Annotated in this window: 14 protein-coding genes; 4 read left to right on the top strand and 10 right to left on the bottom strand. The window is 72.3% G+C overall.

The features are described 5' to 3' along the window. Positions 1-62: 62 nt before the first annotated feature. On the bottom strand, positions 63-1,652 hold the full coding sequence (locus tag ACIGA3_RS26690; protein ID WP_399720377.1) for a serine/threonine-protein kinase: 1,590 nt from the start codon (positions 1,650-1,652) through the stop codon (positions 63-65). A gap of 149 nt (positions 1,653-1,801) precedes the next feature. Here ACIGA3_RS26690 and ACIGA3_RS26685 point away from each other — a divergent pair, with 149 nt between their 5' ends. Continuing rightward, positions 1,802-2,059, top strand: coding sequence for a hypothetical protein (locus ACIGA3_RS26685; RefSeq protein ID WP_399720374.1), 258 nt, complete (start codon positions 1,802-1,804; stop codon positions 2,057-2,059). Between the two features lie 5 nt (positions 2,060-2,064). On the opposite strand, the gene ACIGA3_RS26680 is transcribed toward ACIGA3_RS26685, so the two are convergent. From ACIGA3_RS26680 to ACIGA3_RS26670, 3 genes are all read right to left on the bottom strand, one after another. Then, positions 2,065-3,636: a serine/threonine-protein kinase gene (locus ACIGA3_RS26680; protein WP_399720371.1), complete on the bottom strand. Its 1,572-nt coding sequence runs from the start codon at positions 3,634-3,636 to the stop codon at positions 2,065-2,067. Positions 3,637-3,804: 168 nt separating this feature from the next. Then, positions 3,805-6,237 carry a protein kinase gene (locus tag ACIGA3_RS26675; protein WP_399720368.1) on the bottom strand — a complete coding sequence of 811 codons (2,433 nt, stop codon included), beginning with the start codon at positions 6,235-6,237 and terminating at the stop codon, positions 3,805-3,807. A gap of 160 nt (positions 6,238-6,397) precedes the next feature. After that, a complete protein-coding gene (locus ACIGA3_RS26670; protein WP_399720365.1) occupies positions 6,398-8,350 on the bottom strand; it encodes a protein kinase in 1,953 nt (650 codons plus the stop codon). A 171-nt stretch (positions 8,351-8,521) separates the two neighbouring features. Between ACIGA3_RS26670 and ACIGA3_RS26665 the strand changes: the two genes are divergently transcribed. Then, entirely contained in the window at positions 8,522-9,682 is a 1,161-nt protein-coding gene (locus ACIGA3_RS26665) for a serine hydrolase domain-containing protein (RefSeq protein WP_399720362.1), read from the top strand. A gap of 87 nt (positions 9,683-9,769) precedes the next feature. On the opposite strand, the gene ACIGA3_RS26660 is transcribed toward ACIGA3_RS26665, so the two are convergent. Beyond that, positions 9,770-11,476 carry a glycerol-3-phosphate dehydrogenase/oxidase gene (locus ACIGA3_RS26660; RefSeq protein WP_399720359.1) on the bottom strand — a complete coding sequence of 569 codons (1,707 nt, stop codon included), beginning with the start codon at positions 11,474-11,476 and terminating at the stop codon, positions 9,770-9,772. A gap of 293 nt (positions 11,477-11,769) precedes the next feature. Here ACIGA3_RS26660 and ACIGA3_RS26655 point away from each other — a divergent pair, with 293 nt between their 5' ends. Further along, the gene (locus tag ACIGA3_RS26655; RefSeq protein WP_399720357.1) at positions 11,770-12,978 is read left to right on the top strand and encodes a nucleotide sugar dehydrogenase; all 1,209 of its coding nucleotides are present in this window, start codon (positions 11,770-11,772) and stop codon (positions 12,976-12,978) included. Positions 12,979-13,046: 68 nt separating this feature from the next. On the opposite strand, the gene ACIGA3_RS26650 is transcribed toward ACIGA3_RS26655, so the two are convergent. From ACIGA3_RS26650 to ACIGA3_RS26635, 4 genes are all read right to left on the bottom strand, one after another. Next, positions 13,047-14,171 carry a GuaB3 family IMP dehydrogenase-related protein gene (locus ACIGA3_RS26650; RefSeq protein ID WP_399720355.1) on the bottom strand — a complete coding sequence of 375 codons (1,125 nt, stop codon included), beginning with the start codon at positions 14,169-14,171 and terminating at the stop codon, positions 13,047-13,049. Between the two features lie 137 nt (positions 14,172-14,308). Beyond that, a complete protein-coding gene (gene guaB, locus ACIGA3_RS26645; RefSeq protein ID WP_399720353.1) occupies positions 14,309-15,817 on the bottom strand; it encodes an IMP dehydrogenase in 1,509 nt (502 codons plus the stop codon). 247 nt (positions 15,818-16,064) lie between these two features. Continuing rightward, positions 16,065-16,652, bottom strand: a complete 588-nt coding sequence (locus ACIGA3_RS26640) for a sigma-70 family RNA polymerase sigma factor (protein WP_161149924.1) — start codon at positions 16,650-16,652, stop codon at positions 16,065-16,067. Positions 16,653-17,587: 935 nt separating this feature from the next. Continuing rightward, positions 17,588-18,199 carry a response regulator transcription factor gene (locus ACIGA3_RS26635; protein WP_003948568.1) on the bottom strand — a complete coding sequence of 204 codons (612 nt, stop codon included), beginning with the start codon at positions 18,197-18,199 and terminating at the stop codon, positions 17,588-17,590. A 381-nt stretch (positions 18,200-18,580) separates the two neighbouring features. On the opposite strand from ACIGA3_RS26635, the gene ACIGA3_RS26630 reads away from it, so the two are divergent. Continuing rightward, positions 18,581-18,904 (top strand): WhiB family transcriptional regulator, encoded by a 324-nt coding sequence (locus ACIGA3_RS26630; protein WP_388996764.1) that lies wholly within the window; start codon positions 18,581-18,583, stop codon positions 18,902-18,904. Positions 18,905-18,957: 53 nt separating this feature from the next. Here ACIGA3_RS26630 and ACIGA3_RS26625 read toward each other — a convergent pair whose 3' ends face one another. After that, positions 18,958-19,857, bottom strand: coding sequence for a LysR family transcriptional regulator (locus ACIGA3_RS26625; protein ID WP_399720349.1), 900 nt, complete (start codon positions 19,855-19,857; stop codon positions 18,958-18,960). Between the last annotated feature and the right edge of the window lie 40 nt (positions 19,858-19,897).

Below are 19,897 nucleotides of genomic sequence, written 5' to 3'. Positions count from 1 at the left end.
CCACGCGGACAGCCAGGGGGAACGCGAACCGGTCACAGAGCCGTGACCAAGCGGCGGCCGGCTCAGCGGGCCGTGACGGTGAAGGTGTCCACGGCCACGTCGAAGTGCTCGCGGGCCTCGCGCACCTTGCCGACCGGGCCCGACACCCACACGTCGTACATCCGGCCGTCCTCCTCCCAGCACAGGTCGTAGGTGTGCCGGGCGCCCTCGGCGGGGCTGTAGCCGTTCCAGGTGAACTCCCAGAGCGCGGCGGGGTGTTTCTCGTGGCTGGTCTCGGTGACCCGGCCGTCGCGGTAACCGGGGTTGCTGTCCGCGCCCTCGGCCGCGAGGCGCTCCAGGACGGCGGCCGGGCCGCCGGGTTCGGGCGGGGAGATCTTGATGCCGAGGCGGAAGGTCCCTCCGGCGGAGAGGTAGAAGACGCGCTCGCCCTGCCGTTCGCGGGTGAAGCCGTCCGGCACCGCCAGGGTGAAGCCCGCCGGGTCGCGGGCGGTGCGGTACCCGGAGGGTGCCGTGGTACCCGTGGGGCCGGGTGTCCGGGAGGCGGAGGGGGCGCCGGGCGAGTCGTCGCTCCCGCCGCGTTCGTCGTGGAGCATCAGCACCGCCGCCGACACCGCCGCCCCGGCCACCGCGGCGACCAGCAGGGCGGCGATCAGCCTGGCCCGTCTCGGCGGCCGGCGCCAGGACCGCGGGGCCGCTACGGCGGGGCCCTGCGCGGCGTCGGGACCGGCCGGTGGCGGCGTTTCGGACTTGGCGCCGCGTACCCCGCCGAGCAGCCGGAGGGTGCGCGCGGCTGCCGGGACGCCGGACGCGGGCGGCATACGGCCGGTGTCCAGGTAGGTGCGCAGCATCCGCTCGGCGTCGGCCGCGCCGAGCCGCAGCTCGGGGTCGCGCTCCAGCAGGCCCCGGATGACGGGGAGCAGCGGGCCGGCCTCGGCGGGCGGCCGGATCTCGTCGGTGACGACGGCGTGCAGGATGCCGCCGAGCGAGTCGCGCCGGAAGGGCGACTCGCCGCTGAGTACCGCGCACAGCAGCGCGCCGAGCGACCACAGGTCGGACGCGGGCCCGCCGCGCAGCCCCGACATCCGCTCGGGGGCGGTGTATTCGGGCGAGCCGACGAACGAACCGGTCTCGGTGAGGGTCGTGGCGCCCGCGACCCGCGCGATGCCGAAGTCGGTGAGCACGACCCGGTCGGTGCCGGACTCCAGGAGCACGTTGGCGGGCTTGATGTCCCGGTGCAGCACCCCGGCCGCGTGCGCGGTGGCCAGCGCGCTCAGCAGGTCGGCGCCGATCCGGGCGGCCTCGGCGGCGTCCACCGGGCCGTCGGCGGCGATCCGCTCGGCGAGCGAACAGCCATCGATCAACTCCATGACCAGGTAGGGCCGTTCGTCCTGCTCGACCACGTCGTGCACCACGATGATGTGCGGATGCCGCAGCTGGGCGACCGCCCGCGCCTCACGGAAGGAGTGCTCCCGTCGCCTGCGGGCGTCCTCCTCCGACAGGGAGTCGTCCAGGGTGAGTTCCTTGACGGCCACCTGACGGCCCAGCACCAGGTCGTCGGCCCGCCAGACGACGCCCATCCCACCGCGTCCGATGCGCGCCTCAAGGCGGTAACGGCCCGCGATCACACGGAGGTCGTGCCCCTCGGTCCCCATGGGGCCCATCATGCCGTACCGGACGTATCCCCTCCGGGGCGCTGACCGGCCAAGGTGCGAGGGAGGCGGCCGATTCGGCCCTCGCGTGGCCGCCGGCTCCGGCGCCGTGCGGGGAAACGGATGGCTGGAATCACGCTGTCATGTGAATCATGAAAGTAAACATCAGCGGCTGGGTCAAGGACACCGCTGCCGATGGTCACCATGTGGCCATTCGATTCGTTTCCATAGACGAAGGCACCGGATGGGTGACGGAGTGGCCCTGGCATTCCGAATACGACGGAAACGGATCGACGACCTCCTTCACCACCTACGCGTCGCCCTCCGGCGATGACCTCGACCACATCGGCGCCCAGGTGGCGGTCATAGAGGGAAGCAAGATCGTCCGCGTTTGCTCGGACTACGCCTGAGCCGGTCACCCCTCCTGGAAACTCCGCAGAATCCAGTTGAACTGCTTTTTGGTGGTGTCCCAGTCGTCGGCCGGCGAGGACGCGTAGATGGCGTACTCGGTTTCCTCACTGTTCATGTAGCCGACGTCGATCGCGTGGTAGGGCCCCGGAAAGTAGTGCGGCCCGTCCTTGGCCAGCGCGTTCCACGTGTACTCCCAGCGGGCGCCCGGCAGGTCGCGGAAGAGCTCCTCTTTCAGGTTCAGCCGCCTGTAGTCCAGCAGCCGCGGTGAGACCCGCTGGTCCAGGTTGGTCAGGTGCTCGTAGGAGGTGCGGAAGTCCGGCTCGGTGTCGACGGCGACCCGCACCAGGTGCTTGCCCTTGTCGGGCGAGTAGTCGACCTGCCGGATGCCGTCCTGGTCGATGGAGACGGACCGCTTCCACTCCTTGGGCAGCAAGAGGCTGAAACCGACCGGGTCGTCGTACCGCACCCAGTCGTCGGGGACGGTGCCGGGGCTCGCCGTGGCCGACGCGGAGGCGGAGGGGCCTTCGGTGGGGTCGTCCTCGGCCGCCGTGTGGTGGCCGCCGCCCCACTGGAGGTAGCCGGCGGTCAGGCTCGCGCAGAACACCACGACGGCGGCGGCGACCAGCGCGAGCGTCCGGGTATGGCGTCCGCGCCGGGACGGGGCGGGGGCGACGGGCGTGACGGCGGTGTCCCGGGAGGCGGGGACGGCACTGTGCGGACCCGGCGCCGGGGACGGCGGGAACACCGGCACGGTCTCAATCCGCCGGCCCGCGGCCGCGTCGTCCAGCATCCGCTCGGCCGTGTGCAGGTCCGGGCGCCGGGCGGGGTCCTTGTGCAGCAGCGCGGCGATGACCGGGCCGAGCGCACCGGCGTTACGGGGCTCCTCGGCGTTCTCCTCCACGACGGCCTGCATGGTGCCCAGCGCCGAGGTGCGGCGGAACGGCGAACGTCCCTCGACAGCGGTGTACAGCGTCGCGCCGAGCGCCCACAGGTCGGAGGCGGGGCCGGGATCGTGGCCACGTATTCGCTCCGGAGCGAGGTAGTCCACCGAGCCGACGACCTCCCCGGTACGGGTGATGGTGCTGTCGCCCTCGATCTGGGCGATGCCGAAGTCGGTGAGCAGGACCCGGCCGTCCCGGCCGAGCAGGACGTTGCCGGGCTTCACATCGCGGTGCAGCACGCCCGCCGTGTGCGCGGCGCGCAGCGCCCTCAGCACCCACAGGCCGATCCGGGCGGCCTCGCGGGACTCGATCCGGCCCCGCTCCTTGACCGCGTCGGCCAGCGACTCGCCCTCGACCAGCTCCATCACGATCCACGGACGGCCGTCATGTTCGAGGACGTCGTGCACGGTGACGACGGCCGAGTGGTTGATGCGCGCGGCGGCACGGGCCTCGGCGCGGGTGCGGGCCAGCAGGATGTGCTGGTCGCTCTCGGAGACGTAGAGCGCCGCGGTCAGCTCCTTGACGGCGACCTTCCGGTGCAGCACCTCGTCATGGGCGCGCCACACCCGGCCCATGCCGCCGCTGCCGATGGAATCGGTGAGCCGGTAGCGGCCCGCCACGAGCTGGCCCTGCATCTGATTCACGTTGCCCCGCAATGCTCTTGTCAGGGTCAGACTATGGACCGGCCCTCGCACAGGGAACCGGCGGGGTACCACGGAAACAGCACTGTGACTGTTGTCGCTTCCGCACAGTCCGGGGAACCGAACGCCCGCTTCCGCAAAGGGTCCTGTCGGTGTGTCGCCTCAGCCGGTGTAGCGGTAAGTGGCCGTCGCCTGGTCGTAGAGCCGGGTGACCTCGTCGCGCTCCGCCTCCGGGCCGCGGACCTGCACGATGTGGTACCGCCCGTTCAGCAGCATCGCCATGTTGCGCACGAACAGGTCGCGGCCCTGGGCATCGGTCCAGGTGAACTGCCCCTCGGCCATGGTCCGTCCGCCCACCTCGATGGTGCGCAGCCCCGACGCGGTGGCCCAGCTGGAGTCGCGGTACGGCTGCAACTCCCGCTCCTTGTCCCGCTGGTACACCATCGGGTCGCTGCCGTAGGTGGCGGTACTGTCCCGGCCGGGCACGACGACCAACTCGAAGTTCCGGTGCGCATAGACGACTTGGCCGCTGCTGTTGCGCGGCGCGTGGTCCCAGCCCTTGGCGACGGCGACCTTGAAGCCGGCCGGGTCGGTGCGCAGGGTGAACCCGTCCGCGGCCGAACCGCCGCCGGTCTGGGTCTCGGTGGCGGGCGAGGAGGCGGTCGGGCCGTCGCCCGGGGTGCTCTCCTCGCTCGACGGCTGCTGCGCACGGGAGGGCGCGGGACTCGCCGGGCCCGCCGCCCCCCTCCGGTCGCCGCTCTCGCCCTGCTTGGGCATGAACATCACCGCGTAGGCCACGGCTCCGGCCAGCAGCAGGAAGACGAACAGCAGCAGGACACGGCCGAGGCTGCGCGGCGAACCGGCGGCCTCCTGCCGGGCCCGCTTGTGCCTGCCGTGCGGATGGGGCACGGGCGCCTTGTTCCGGCGACGCCACCGGGCCAGCTCACCGCGCCGCCGCACTATCGGCAGCCGGGTCGGGTCGGCGGGCGGCACCGGCACCACATGGGCACCGGCGTCCGGCTCGGGCGCGGACCGCACCAGCGAACGCAGCCAGCCGCTCAGCTCCTCGAAGTCCAGCCGCTCGGTGGGGTCCTGACGCAGCAGTGACTCCACGACCGGGCGCAGCGGGCCGCACTCCTCGGCGTAGGCGGGCGGCTCCGCGCAGACCAGCTGCACCAGCTCGGCGGTGGACTCCTCCGGGTAGGGCGCGTGGCCCTGGACGGCACGGAAGAGGAGCGCGCCGAGCGCCCACAGGTCGGTCGCGGGCCCCACGGGCGCGGCCAGCTGCCAGTTCTCGTGCACCGGACCGGCCTGCTCGGGCGCCCACCGCTCGGTCACCGGCCCCACGACGGTCATCCGCATGTGCCGCGCCCGCTCCGCCGCGATCGCGGTACCGGGACCGCGCCGCGCCCCGGCGGCCTCCGGCTCGTCCCACCCGGACACGCCCGGCCCGCCGTTCTGCGCGGGCAGCGCGGGGCGCGGCGGAGCGGGCACGCCCGGCTGGGCCGGGTTCAGCGGATAGGGCGGCGCCGCTTCCTGCCGGGCGGGGGTGCCGGGGCGGGGTACGGCGCCGTGCCAGGGCCGCCCGGCCACCCCGTACGGGTCAGCCACGGAACCGGGCGGCGTACCGTCCTCCCCCGCGATCTCACCCTCGGCGGGCAGGGCGGTACGGCCGCCCCGCTCCGTCTCCTGTACGCGGGCGGCGGCCCGGGCACCGGCGCGGTACGCGGCGATGGCCCCGGCGCGGGCGGCCCGGATGTCGTCGCCGCTCTCCGGCACCCGTGGCAGGGCCGGGACGACGGCGCCGGAGTCTCCGTTCGAGGCGGGTACGGGCAGTCCGCCGGTCACCCGCGCCTGTATCGCGGCACGCCGTGCGGCCTCGGGGTCCGTGTCGGCGGCGGCTGCGGCGGCCGTGCGGGCAACGGCACCCCCGGCAGCCTGCCGCTGGTCCGGCGCGGGCGGTTCCTCCGGCCCGTCCTGGGCCGGGACGGGGTCGTACCCGCAGAGCGCCTCCTCCGCCGCGCCGACCGCGAGGCCGGTCAGCATGACCCGGCCGTCGTCGCAGACCAGGACCGTGCGGGAGGTGATGTTGCGGTGGGTCCAGCCGTGGGCGTGCAGTACGCGCAGCGCCATCACCACGTCGGCCGCGACCTCGGCGGCCCGGTAGGGCGTCAGCGGCTGCTCGGCGAGGAGCGCGGACAGCGGGCGCGCCGACACCGCCTCGCTGACGATCCACAGCGAACCGCCCTCGGCGAACACGTCGAAGACCTGGTCCAGGCGCGGATGGTCGGGTATCCGGGCCGCCGCCTGCGCGGCCTCCACGGCGCGCCGGACGGCGGGGTCCTTGGGCGTACGGGTGGCGCTGCGGCCCGCCGGGGCACGGCGCCCGCGCTCACGCGCGGTGAACCCCTCGGGCAGTCCCTCGGCGTCGATCACCTCGGCCTCGACGACCTCCGGCAACGGCACCTGACGGACCAGCACCTCCTGCCCGCTGTAGGTGTCGAAGGCGTACGTCTCGGTGAGTTCGTACTCGTCGGAGGGCGGCAGCGGCAGGCGGTAGCGGTCGGCGAGCACCCGTCCCGCGTAGTCGTCCATGCCTGCCACCCCCTGCCGTTCCGGTCGCCCGCGATCGTTCACCGCCCGTCAGGCGTCACACCCGGCTGCGTACGGTTCTCAACCATTCACGATACGTGCCGGAGGCAACCCGCACCGGGGGGATGACCGATTCCCGGCTCCCAACCCGAGCTCGTTCAGGTCACGACTTGGGGTCGAAGGACGTAGTGAACGTCTTCCAGGTGTCCTCGCGCAGCGAGTCGTCCCATCCGGAGCTCTTCGCGGTGTACATCAGCGCGTGCCCGAGGTGGTCGTTGACCACGAAACCCCGGTCGATGGACCGGTACTTGGTGCCGCCGTCGACGTAGGTGAACTCCCAGTCGGCCGTGTTCCAGCCCCGGTAGTCCACCTTCGCTATGCGGATGCGGTCGTACTGGGAGCGGACCATGTACCGCTCCTGGTTCTCCCAGTCCTTCACCGGGTCGCTCTTGGGCGTGCTGGTCCAGCCGACGAGCAGCTTCTGCCCCTCGGGGCCGGTGTAGCGGTCGCCCGCGTCGCTCGTCGACACGTACTTCCAGCCCTTGGGCAGGCCGATCGAGTAGCCCTGGGGGCTCTTGCGCGTCGACACGGCGGACCCGCTGCCGGAGCCCTTGTCCCCGGCGGACCCGGAGGCGGAGTCGTCGTCCGAATCGCCGCTGCTGCCCTTGCCGTCGGAGTCGCCGGCGGTGCTCGCGTCACTGGCCTCGCCGGAGCGGGAGCCGTCGGTGGCGGCCGAGGAGCCCGAGCCGTCCGCGCCGGTGCCGCCGCCCTTGCCCGTGTCCCGCTTGGTGGAGGAACTCGCGCTGGGCGCGGCCTTGGCCCCGCCGTCACCCTTGTCGTCGTCGCCGAGCGTGAGGGCGAGGACGGTGCCGAGCACCAGCACGGCCAGGGCGATCACCACCGCGACGATGACCAGCGTGCGCCTGGGCACCACATCGGTGAGCGATGCCTTCGGCATGGGCCTCGGCGCGAGATCCATGTCCGGCGGCGGCATCACGGGCCAGCCCGAACTTGGCTTGTTCGCGCTGGTGTTCGGCGTGTCGGAACCTCCGCGCCCATTGGCGCCCGTCGACGCCGCGGCGCCGCTCTTCGGCCGGGCGGCAGCGGCGGCCGATGCCACCCCGGCGGCCTTGCGGACCGAGCGCAGCGCCCCGCGCACCTTGTCGCCGGACTCCTCCCGCTTGGTCTCGGGGGAGTCGGGCTGCGCCGGGATCGGCACGACCCGTGTGGCGTCCAGGGGTTCCGGGTCGGCGGCGTGGATGACCTTGGTGAGCATGGCCCGCGCGCCGGCGTCGTCGAGCCGCTGGGCGGGCTCCTTGGTGAGCAGACCCTGGATGACGTCGGCCAGCGGGCCCGCGTTCTTGGGCTCCTCCGGGTTCTCGGTCATCACGGCGGTCAGCGTGGCGATGGCCGACCCCTTGTCGTACGGCGGCACACCCTCGACCGAGGCGTACAGCAGTCCGCCCAGCGACCACAGGTCGGCGGCGGGGCCGGGCTTGTGGCCGCGAGCCCGCTCCGGGGAGATGTAGGAGGGGGCGCCGACGAGCATGCCGGTGGAGGTGATGGACGGGTCGCCCTCGACCTGGGCGATGCCGAAGTCGGTGAGCACGACCCGGCCGTCGTCGGCGATCAGCACGTTGGACGGCTTCACATCGCGGTGCAGGATGCCCTCGCGGTGCGCGGAGCGCAGCACGTCCAGCACGGCGAGCCCGACCTCCGCGGCCCGACGGGGCGTCAGCACACCGTCCTCACGGATGACCTCGGCCAGGGACTTGCCCTCGACCAGCTCCATGACGATCCAGGGCCGGTCGTCCTCGTCGACCACGTCGAAGACCGTCACCGCGCTGTTGTTGCGGATACGGGCGATCGCCTTGGCCTCGCGCAGCGTGCGCGTGATCAGGCGCCGCTTCTCCTCCTCGTCGATGTTCGACGGGAACCGCAGCTCCTTGACGGCCACCGTCCGGCCCAGGGTCTCGTCCTCGGCACGCCAGACCGTGCCCATGCCACCCCGGCCCAGCACGTCCCCCAGCCGGTACCGCCCGGCGAGAAGACGACGCTCGTTCTTGCCCTGACGAGTCTCCTGACGGGGTGACCCCGCCCGCTCCGCCTCCGACATGCGTCCCCTCATGCAACCCGCCCTGACAGAGCCTTCATTGTCCCTCACGCGACAACCGGCCGACGCCCAGGGGGCCCCTGTGGGCGTACCTCGTCCGGAGTGCCGGCGGACCCCCTGAACCAGATGTTCCAGTTGCCGGGATGATGTCCCCCGACACGGAAGGAGCCAGGGATGCCGACCCTTCGGACAGTCTTGTCCATACCGGTTCTCGTGGCTCTGCTGCTCACCCCCACGGCTCCCGGCGCGACCCCCGTCGCCGGATTCTCGGACACTGTGCTTCCGCTGCTGGTCAGCGAGGGTGGAGCCCCCGCCGCGGCCCTGCTCGCGCAGGACCGTCATGGCACACGCCGCGCATGGCGCTACGCGGACGCGGGCCGGGGTGTCGCCCGTGCCGACCATTTCCGCGCCGGGAGCGTCACCAAGACCTTCGTGGCGACCGTCGTGCTGCAACTCGCCGCGGAAAACCGGCTTTCCCTGTCCGACACCGTCGAACAGCACCTCCCCGGTCTCCTGCCCCGGCTCAGCGCCGGGACACGGCACTCCGGCGAGGAATCCGGCCGCGTCGCCCCTGCCGGTCCGATCCGGTCGCCTCAGCGGCCTCCCGGGCCGCACCCGTCCACCGCACCCCGCGTCGACGGCACCCGCATCACACTGCGCGACCTGCTCACCCACACCAGCGGTATCGCCGACTTCGCCGACGCCACCCATGGCGACGTGCCCCTGACCCCGCTTCAGGCCGTCCGTCTCGCGCTCGCCCTCCCTTCCGGCCGCCAGGGCCGCCATTCGTACGCCAGCACCAACTACGTCCTGCTCGGCATGGTGATCCGTCAGGTCACCGGCCGCCCCTACGCCGCCGAGGCACAGCGCAGGATCATCGCCCCGCTGGGCCTGACGGGCACCTCCTTCCCCGGCTCACGCCGCTCCCTTCCCCCACCGCACGGCCGGGCCTACGCCCCCGACGGCTCCGACGTCACCGAACTCGACCCCCGCGTGGCCGGGGCGGCGGGCGAGCTGGTGTCCACGCTCGACGACCTGGACCGCTTCTACGCGGCCCTGCTGGGCGGAGCTCTGCTGCCCTCGCACTGGCTGCGCGAGATGCTGGACACGCGGGCCGCGCATGGCGCGTACGGCATGGGTCTGTATCCGGCCCGGCTTCCGTGCGGGCTCACCGTCTGGGGACACAACGGACGGATCGCGGGAAGCTATGTGCGCACCGCGGCCACCGCCGACGGCAGCCGGGTGCTCACCTTCCGGGTGAACACGGACGCGGAGACGGACCCCCGGCTCGAATCGGCCCTGCTCGCCGCCGAGTTCTGTCCCCGCACCTGGTAGAACGACCGGGCCGGGAACGGAGATCCCGAACCCGGCCACTCGTTCGAGTGAAGCCGCCGGGCGGTCGTCCCGCCCGCTCGAAGCGTCCTACAGCGGCACGATGTCCGGCGCCCCCAGCCGGGCCGCGTCCGCCGTCAGGTCGTCGGGCTGGCGCTGGGACTCCCGCTCGGCCTCGACCCGCTTCTCGTAGTGCTCGACCTCGCGGGCGATCTGGTCCTCGTCCCACCCGAGCACCGGTGCCATCAGCTCGGCGGCCTCGCGGGCGCTGCGGGTGCCCCGGTCGAAGGTCTCGATGGAGATGCGGGTGCGGCGGGTGAGGACGTCGTCCAGGTGCCGGGCGCCCTCATGGGAGGCGGCGTAGACGATCTCGGCGCGCAGATAGTCGTCCGCGTACCGCAGGGGTTCGCCCAGGGTGGGGTCGGCGGCTATGAGGTCGAGGAGCTGGTCGGTCATCGAGCCGTACCGGTTCAGCAGGTGCTCGACCCGGGCCACATGGAGTCCGCTGCGGTCGGCTATGCGCTCGCGGGCGTTCCACATCGCCGGGTAGCCCTCGGCGCCGAGCAGCGGGATCTCCTCGGTGACCGACTCGGCCACCCGCCGGTCCAGACCGTGCACCGCCGCGTCGACGGCGTCCTCCGCCATCACCCGGTACGTCGTGTACTTGCCGCCCGCGACGACCACCAGGCCCGGCACCGGATGCGCCACGGTGTGCTCGCGGGACAGCTTGCTGGTGGCCTCGGACTCGCCGGCCAGCAGGGGCCGCAGGCCCGCGTAGACACCCTCGACGTCGTCCCGGGTGAGCGGCACCGAGAGCACCGAGTTCACATGCTCCAGCAGGTAGTCGATGTCGGCGCTGGAGGCGGCCGGGTGCGCCTTGTCGAGGTCCCACGCGGTGTCGGTGGTGCCGACGATCCAGTGCCGGCCCCAGGGGATGACGAAGAGGACGGACTTCTCGGTGCGCAGGATCAGGCCGGTGCTGGAGTGGATGCGGTCCTTGGGCACGACCAGGTGGATGCCCTTGGACGCCTTGACGTGGAACTGGCCGCGCTCCCCCACCAGCCCCTGGGTGTCGTCGGTCCACACACCGGTGGCGTTGACGACCTGGCGGGCGCGGATCTCGTACTCCCCGCCGCCCTCCACGTCCTCCACCCGGACCCCGACGACGCGCTCGCCCTCGCGCAGGAAACCGGTGACGCGAGCTCGGTTGGCGACCTTGGCGCCGTAGGACGCCGCCGTGCGGACCAGGGTGGCGACGAAGCGGGCGTCGTCCACCTCGGCGTCGTAGTACTGGAGGGCGCCGACCAGGGCGTCCTTGCGCAGGCAGGGAGCGACGCGCAGGGCGCGGTTGCGGCTGAGGTGGCGGTGCGTGGGCAGGCCCCGGCCGTGGCCCCGGGCCATGGACATCACGTCGTAGAGCGCGACGCCCGTGCCCGCGTACAGCCGCTCCCAGCCGCGGTGCTGGAGGGGGTAGAGGAACGGCACCGGTTTGACCAGGTGCGGGGCGAGCCGCTCCAGCAGCAGGCCGCGCTCCTTCAGGGCCTCGCGCACGAGGGGGAAGTCGAGCATCTCCAGATAGCGCAGGCCGCCGTGTATCAGCTTGCTGGACCGGCTGGAGGTGCCGGACGCCCAGTCGCGCGCCTCGACCAGCCCGGTGGACAGGCCACGGGTGGCCGCGTCCAGCGCGGTGCCCGCGCCGACGATGCCGCCGCCGACCACCAGCACGTCCAGTTCACGCTCGGCCATCTCCGCCAGTGCCTCGGCGCGCCGCGCCGGGTCGAGGGTCGCTGTCCTCACCGCTGCCTCCCGCTCTCGCAAACCCGCTGGTGGGCCGCGCCGGTGAAGCGCGGCCCCTTCGTCCCCTCCTCATGCCCAGAACCTCTTGCTCAAAAGTGTGGCGGTGTCGGGCGGCTTCGGCCACCACGGGCTCCCAGCCTGTGGACAACCTGCGTGTATCACCCCGAAGACACACGAACACAATCACACATAACGGTCATATTTGTACCTAGTCTGACTGTGCGCCCGCTCGTCCAGTCCACAGGGCTTGCGCACCATTCCCACTTCGGCTATCGGGAAGGACGGCTCACGCCATGCCCGCAGATCTCGCCGTCATCGGACTCGGTCCCTACGGCCTGCCGCTGGCCCAGGCCGCCGTCACCGCAGGCATCCCCACCATCGGGTACGCCACCGGCCCCGAGGCGGGGTCCCTCAGCCCCGCCGAGCTGCGCCGGATGCGCTCCACCGGCTTCCGGCCCTGCACCGACCCGGCCCAGCTCGGCCGGGTCCGCACCGCCGTCATCTGCGCGCCCACCCCGCGCGGCGCCGACGGCGAACTCGACCTCGGCCAGGTCGAGGCGGCCGCCCGCACCCTGGCCGGGCGGCTGCGCCCGCACACCACGGTCATCCTGGAGTCGCCCGTCCTGCCCGGCACCACCGAGGACTTCCTGCGCCCGATCCTGGAGCAGGGTTCCGGACTGCGCGCCGGACGGGACTTCCACCTCGCCTACTCCCCCAGCCGGGTCGACCCCGGCAGCCGCGACCACACCCAGGCCCACACCCCCAGGGTCATCGGCGGCCTCACCCCCGCCTGCACCGAGTCGGCCGCCGCCTTCTACGGCCGGCTCACCGACAAGGTCGTCCGCGCGCGCGGGCTGCGCGAGGCGGAGGCCGTACGGCTGCTGGAGACCAACTTCCGGCATGTCAACATCGCGCTCGTCAACGAGATGGCCGTCGTCTGCCACGAGCTGGGCGTCGACCTGTGGGACGTGATCCGCTGCGCGGAGACCAAGCCGTTCGGCTTCCAGGCGTTCCGGCCGGGCCCCGGCGTCGGCGGCCACGGCGTGCCGCAGGACCTCACCGGCCACGCGAGCCGGGGCCTGCGCATGGTGGAGCTGGCCCAGCAGGTCAACGAGCGCATGCCGCACTACGTCGTCCAGCGCGCCGCCGCCCTCCTCAACGAGCACGGCAAGTCCGCCCGGGGCGCCCGCGTCCTCCTCCTCGGCGTCACCTACAAGGCCGACCTCGCCGACCAGCAGGGCACCCCCGCCCACGAGATCGCCGTCCGCCTGATGGAACTGGGCGCCTCCATCAGCTACCACGACCCCCACATCCCCGCCTGGCACGTCCTGGACCGCCCGGTCCCCCGCGCCGACTCCCTCTACGAAGCCGCGGCCGCCGCCGACCTCACCCTCCTCCTCCAGCCCCACCGCACCTACGACCTCCAGGGCCTCTCGGTAAAGGCCCAACTCCTCCTGGACACCAGAGGAGCGACCCCAACGGGCGCGGCGCACCGTCTCTGAGCCGACGGCACGCACGCAGAAGGGCCCGGTCACCCCCGTGGTGACCGGGCCCTCTCCGCGAAAAAAAATCAGCGGCGGTGCTGGCTGTCCGCGACCGTGACCTCTACGCGCTGGAATTCCTTCAGCTCGCTGTAGCCGGTGGTGGCCATGGCGCGGCGGAGGGCGCCGAAGAAGTTCATGGAGCCGTCGGGGATGCGGGAGGGGCCGGTGAGGACCTCCTCCAGGGTGCCGACGGTGCCGAGGTCGACCTTCTGGCCGCGCGGCAGCTCCTCGTTGACCGCCTCCATGCCCCAGTGATGGCCCTTGCCGGGCGCGTCCGTGGCACGGGCCAGCGGGGAGCCCATCATCACCGCGTCGGCGCCGCAGGCGATCGCCTTGGGCAGATCGCCGGACCAGCCGACACCGCCGTCCGCGATCACGTGCACGTACCGGCCGCCGGACTCGTCCATGTAGTCGCGGCGGGCGGCGGCCACGTCGGCGACCGCGGTCGCCATCGGGACCTGGATGCCCAGCACGTTGCGCGTGGTGTGCGCGGCGCCGCCGCCGAAGCCGACCAGCACACCCGCCGCGCCGGTGCGCATCAGGTGCAGGGCCGCGGTGTACGTGGCGCAGCCGCCGACGATCACCGGAACGTCCAGCTCGTAGATGAACTGCTTCAGGTTCAGCGGCTCGTGCGAGGAGGAGACGTGCTCCGCCGAGACCGTGGTGCCGCGGATGACGAAGATGTCCACACCCGCGTCGACGACCGCCTTGGAGAACTCGGCGGTGCGCTGCGGGGAGAGCGCGGCGGCGGTGACCACACCGGCGTCGCGCACCTCCTTGATGCGCTGGCCGATCAGCTCCTCCTTGACGGGAGCCGCGTAGATCTCCTGCAGGCGGCGGGTGGCCAGCTCGGCCGGCAGCTCGGCGATCTCGTCCAGCAGCGGCTGCGGGTCCTCGTGCCGGGTCCACAGGCCCTCGAGGTTGAGGACACCCAGGCCGCCCAGCTCACCGATGCGGATCGCGGTGGCCGGGGAGACGACCGAGTCCATGGGAGCGGCCAGGAACGGCAGCTCGAAACGGTAGGCGTCGATCTGCCAGGCGATCGAGACCTCCTTCGGGTCCCGCGTACGGCGGCTGGGGACGACGGCGATGTCGTCGAAGGCGTACGCCCGGCGGCCGCGCTTGCCGCGCCCGATCTCGATCTCAGTCACGTCATGCCTTTCCCTGATGCTTACAGCGTCTTCCAGTATCGCCGACCGGCCGGGCGATGGCCGTCCACGGCGACGAGGAGGGCGGTCCCGGATGCCCCGGAACCGCCCTCGTCACGACCCGCACGCGTGCGCGTGCGTCACTTCTTGCTGCTGTAGTTCGGCGCCTCGACCGTCATCTGGATGTCGTGCGGGTGGCTCTCCTTGAGACCCGCCGAGGTGATCCGGACGAACCGGCCGTTGTCCTGGAGCTCGGGCACGGTCCGGCCGCCGACGTAGAACATCGACTGGCGCAGACCGCCGACCAGCTGGTGCACCACGGAGGACAGCGGACCCCGGTAGGGCACCTGGCCCTCGATGCCCTCGGGGATCAGCGCCTCGTCGGAGGCGACGCCCTCCTGGAAGTAGCGGTCCTTGGAGAACGACCGGCGGTCGCCACGCGTCTGCATCGCGCCCAGCGAACCCATGCCCCGGTACGACTTGAACTGCTTGCCGTTGATGAACAGCAGCTCGCCCGGCGACTCCTCGCAGCCCGCGAGCAGCGAGCCGAGCATCACCGTGTCGGCGCCCGCGACCAGGGCCTTGGCGATGTCGCCGGAGTACTGCAGGCCACCGTCGCCGATGACCGGAACACCGGCCTCCTTGGCGGCGAGCGCGGCCTCGTAGATCGCGGTGACCTGCGGGACACCGACACCGGCGACCACACGGGTGGTACAGATCGAGCCGGGGCCGACGCCGACCTTGATGCCGTCCGCGCCCGCGTCCACCAGCGCCTTGGCGCCGTCGCGGGTGGCGATGTTGCCGCCGATCACGTCGATGCCGGAGGAGTTGGACTTGATCTTGGCGATCATGTCGCCGACCAGGCGGGAGTGACCGTGCGCGGTGTCGACGACGATGAAGTCGGCGCCCGCCTCGATCAGCGCCTGGGCGCGCTCGAAGGAGTCACCGGCCACACCGACCGCCGCGCCGACCAGCAGCCGGCCCTCGGAGTCCTTGGCCGCGTTCGGGTACTGCTCGGCCTTGACGAAGTCCTTGACCGTGATCAGACCCTTGAGCACACCGCGCTCGTCGACCAGCGGCAGCTTCTCGATCTTGTGCTTGCGCAGCAGCTCCATGGCCTCCGGGCCGGAGATGCCGACCTTGCCGGTGACCAGCGGCATCGGCGTCATGACCTCGTGCACCCGCCGAGTGCGGTCGTTCTCGAAGGCCATGTCGCGGTTGGTGACGATGCCGAGCAGCCGCTTGTCGCCGTCGGTGACGGGCACGCCGCTGATGCGGAACTTGGCGCACAGCGCGTCGGCCTCGGCGAGCGTGGCCTCCGGGTGGATCGTGATCGGGTCGGTGACCATGCCCGACTCGGACCGCTTCACCAGGTCGACCTGGTTGGCCTGGTCCTCGATGGACAGGTTCCGGTGCAGCACGCCCACGCCGCCCTGACGGGCCATGGCGATCGCCATGCGGGACTCGGTCACCTTGTCCATGGCCGCGGACAGCAGCGGGATGTTGACCCGCACGTTCCGGGAGACGTACGAGGCGGTGTCGATCTCGTCGGGCGCCATGTCCGACGAGCCCGGCAGCAGCAGCACGTCGTCGTAGGTCAGCCCGAGCGTCTGGAATTTACCGGGCACTCCGTCGACGTTGGCAGTCATGACACCTTCCCCAAATGGCCTTGATCGGTGCGGATGTCCATGCTAACGGGAAGCGTCGTAAGCAAATTCCACGCTATGGGGGCGCTTCAGGCTTCGTATGTTCGTACGGATTCGGCGGCGCGCGTGCTCACGCACGGGTCCGCGCCGGGTCGGCGCCGGGCCCTCTCGGGCCTCTCACCGGCTCGTTCACGCCAGGGCGAATCCGCCGCCGGCACGCCGGGGCGCACCTCGGCATGGCGGTCGCGGGCTACTGCTCGGCCAGGGCGCGCAGGCGGCTCAGCGCGCGATGCTGGGCCACTCGCACCGCTCCTGGTGACATTCCCAACATCTGCCCTGTCTCCTCCGCGGTCAAGCCCACGGCGATCCGGAGCAGCAGCAGTTCGCGCTGGTTCTCGGGGAGGTTTGCCAGCAGCTTCTTCGCCCAGGCGGCGTCGGAGCTGAGCAGGGCGCGCTCCTCGGGACCGAGGGAGTCGTCGGGCCGCTCCGGCATCTCGTCCGAGGGGACGGCGGTGGAGCCGGGGTGGCGCATCGCGGCGCGCTGGAGGTCCGCCACCTTGTGGGAGGCGATGGCGAAGACGAACGCCTCGAAGGGGCGGCCGGTGTCGCGGTAGCGCGGCAGGGCGAGCAGCACCGCCACGCAGACCTCCTGGGCGAGGTCCTCCACGAAGTGGCGGGCGTCGCCGGGCAGCCGGGACAGGCGGGTGCGGCAGTAGCGCAGCGCGAGGGGGTGGACGTGCGCGAGCAGGTCGTGCGTGGCCTGCTCGTCCCCGTCGACGGCACGGTGCACCAGGGCTCCGATCGGCCCGGGGGCCGTGCCCGCCTCGTCGTCGCGCATCGGTCCATGGTGCCTTGCGGCCGTCCGGTCCGTGGCATCGCGTTCGTGGTTGTGCACCGAAGCGTTATGAGCAGGTGCGCCGGCACTCATCTCCTGCGCCCTCCCCTTCCGCTCGTTTTCCGCTCGCTCGACTCGTCCCCGAGAGACTCCACACCTCAAGGATGCGGCATCCCCGCCGAAACAAGCAGCACGCGGTCCCTCGCGGGGCGTGGACAGAGGGGAATCCACCGGGTCCGACGCCCACTGTGCCGGTACGGACGTGCCCGTGAGCACCTGCTTCAGCAGCGCCGCCACCGGTCTGCCGGCCCACGGGGCTCAGCCGCGGCGGGCGGCCCCCGGCGTCGGCCGACGCGGAACCCGTCCGACGAGGGTCCCCGCCACCGATGGACACCGGACGCGGCCGACCGCACCCGGTACCGGGACGGTACGGCCGAGGGACGACCCCGGCGTCGACCGACAGCGGACCCGACGGATCGCGTAGGCAAAGGGCACTTCCGGCGCCCGACCCCGGCCCCGCCGAGTCGCGTCCGGCACCGGCCGGAACTCGACCCGGAACAAGCTCCGCCCGACCGCTCCCACGCGGGGCGCCCCCGGCACCGGCCGAAACCGAGCCGGGCCGGCCGCGTCCGCGAAGGGCACCGCCGACAGCCGGAACCGCCCCCGGCCGGGAGCCCGTCCGGTCGCTTCCGACGCACACACTCTCGGCATCGGCCGAAACCGACCCCGCTGCCGGCGGCCCCGACGGGCCACGCCCATCAGGCACACCGACGGCACCAGCCGAGAGCAGCTCCGCCAGAAAGCCCAACCAGGCAACCGCGACGACGTCAGCGGAGACCGACCCCGCCGCCGGGGCCGACCGCCCGCACACCCGAACACCCTCCGACGCCCGCCGAGAAGCACAGAGCCAAGGCCGGGCGCAGCGGCTGCGCATGCCCTTACCGGACCAGTCCCCAGCGGAAGCCGAGTGCCACCGCGTGGGCGCGGTCCGAGGCGCCGAGCTTCTTGAACAGGCGCCGGGCGTGGGTCTTGACGGTGTCCTCGGAGAGGAACAGCTCGCGGCCGATCTCCGCGTTGGAGCGGCCGTGGCTCATGCCCTCCAGCACCTGGATCTCACGCGCGGTGAGCGTGGGCGCGGCGCCCATCTCGGCCGAGCGCAGCCGGCGCGGGGCCAGCCGCCAGGTGGGGTCGGCGAGGGCCTGCGTCACCGTCGCGCGCAGCTCGGCGCGGGAGGCGTCCTTGTGCAGATAGCCCCGCGCGCCCGCGGCCACCGCGAGGGCGACGCCGTCGAGGTCCTCGGCGACGGTCAGCATGATGATGCGCGCGCCCGGATCGGCGGACAGCAGACGGCGCACGGTCTCGACGCCGCCCAGGCCGGGCATGCGTACGTCCATGAGAATGAGGTCGGAGCGGTCGGCGCCCCACCGGCGGAGGACTTCCTCGCCGTTGGCAGCCGTCGTCACGCGCTCGACGCCGGGCACGGTCGCAACCGCGCGGCGAAGCGCCTCTCGGGCAAGCGGGGAGTCGTCGCAGACGAGGACGGAAGTCATGACCGCCCTCCGCAGCTGATGCGCGTCACCTTGAGCCTCCAGGCTGGTACGGAATCGTCACCTGTGCGGTCGACCGTCTCGGACGCCTGCCCGAGCACTTGTGTTTTCAACCGCCTCCGCACTCTCAACGACGGTCACCCGAAAGAGTTACGGGTCGGCGTACTGACTTCGGCACTCTACGTGAGGGCTCCGACACGGTGCAGACATGCTCGACGGACCCACGGCTTTTCATCACAACCCGTGCCCCATTTAGCCGTTTTTGGTCCCGTTTCTCGGTGTCTGAGGCTAGATTCGCAATGAGTCATATTTTCATCTCCTTAGACCGGAGATGTACGGTCGAAGGCACAGTATCCGCCCAGAACGGCTACAAGGGGTCACGTAATGGCAGATTTCTCCCGCCTTCCCGGACCGAACGCGGACCTGTGGGACTGGCAGCTGCTGGCAGCCTGCCGAGGGGTGGACAGCTCGCTCTTCTTCCACCCGGAGGGCGAGCGCGGTGCGGCGCGGAGTGCACGTGAGAACTCGGCCAAGGAGGTCTGCATGCGGTGCCCGGTCCGAGCGCAGTGCGCGGCCCACGCGTTGGCGGTGCGTGAGCCGTACGGCGTGTGGGGCGGGCTGACCGAGGACGAGCGCGAAGAGCTGATGGGCCGGGCCCGCAACCGTCTGGTGTCCACCACCAGCGGGGGCGTCGGCCCGCACGCCTGAAGGAACGTTTCTGCAATCACCAGGGCGCGCACACGCGTGCCCCTGACCCGTGCCTACGCGCGGGAAGCCGCCCGGCCCAGCTGCTCCAACGTCGCGGCCACGGCCGGGACCTGGGCCAGGTCGGGGAGGGTGAGGGCGACGATCTCCCGTCGTACCGCGGGCTCCAGCCGGACCACGCGCACTCCCCTGGGCCGTACCGACTCCACCGCCAGCCGGGGCAGTACGGCCACGCCCAGGCCGGCGCCGACCAGGCCGACCACGGCCGGGTAGTCGTCGGTGGCGAAGTCGATGCGGGGGGTGAATCCGGCGCCCTCGCAGACCCGCACCAGCTGGCCGCGGCAGCGTGGGCAGCCCGCGATCCAGGGCTCCTCGGCCAGTTCTCCGATGGCGACGGTGTCGGCGCCCGCGAGCCGGTGCCGTTCGGGGACCAGGGCGACCAGACGGTCCGTCAGCAGCCGTCGTACGACCAGGTCGTCCCACTCCTCGGTGGGGGCGGCGCCCTCGTAGCGGAAGGCGAGGGCCAGGTCGCAGTCGCCCTCGCGGAGCAGCTCCACGGATCTCGGCGGTTCGGCCTCCTCCAGGGAGACCCGGGTGCCGGGGTGGGCGGCGCGCAGGGCGGCGAGGGCGGTGGGGACCAGGGTGGAGGTGCCGCTGGGGAAGGAGACGAGCCGGACCCGGCCCGCGCGCAGGCCCGCGATGGCGGCGACCTCCTCCTCGGCGGCGGTGAGCCCGGCGAGGATGCCGGAGGCATGCCTGACCAGGGCTTCTCCGGCCTGGGTCAGTCGCATCTCGCGGCCGCCCCGGACCAGCAGCGGGGTGCCGACGGAGGTTTCGAGCGCCTTCATCTGCTGGCTGACGGCGGGCTGGGTGCAGCCCAGCTCGCGCCCCGCCGCCGAGAAGGAACCGGTGGTGGCGACGGCGCGCAGGACGCGGAGATGGCGGGCCTCGATCACCCTTCGAGCATAAGGCGTGCTTGGGACCGGGTCCCGATAT

This window comes from Streptomyces sp. NPDC085596 (genome assembly GCF_044541565.1).
In the GTDB taxonomy this organism is placed as follows: domain Bacteria; phylum Actinomycetota; class Actinomycetes; order Streptomycetales; family Streptomycetaceae; genus Streptomyces.
The sequence above is the reverse complement of the archived record's forward strand: the minus strand, read 5'-3'. Positions and strand labels throughout refer to the sequence as shown.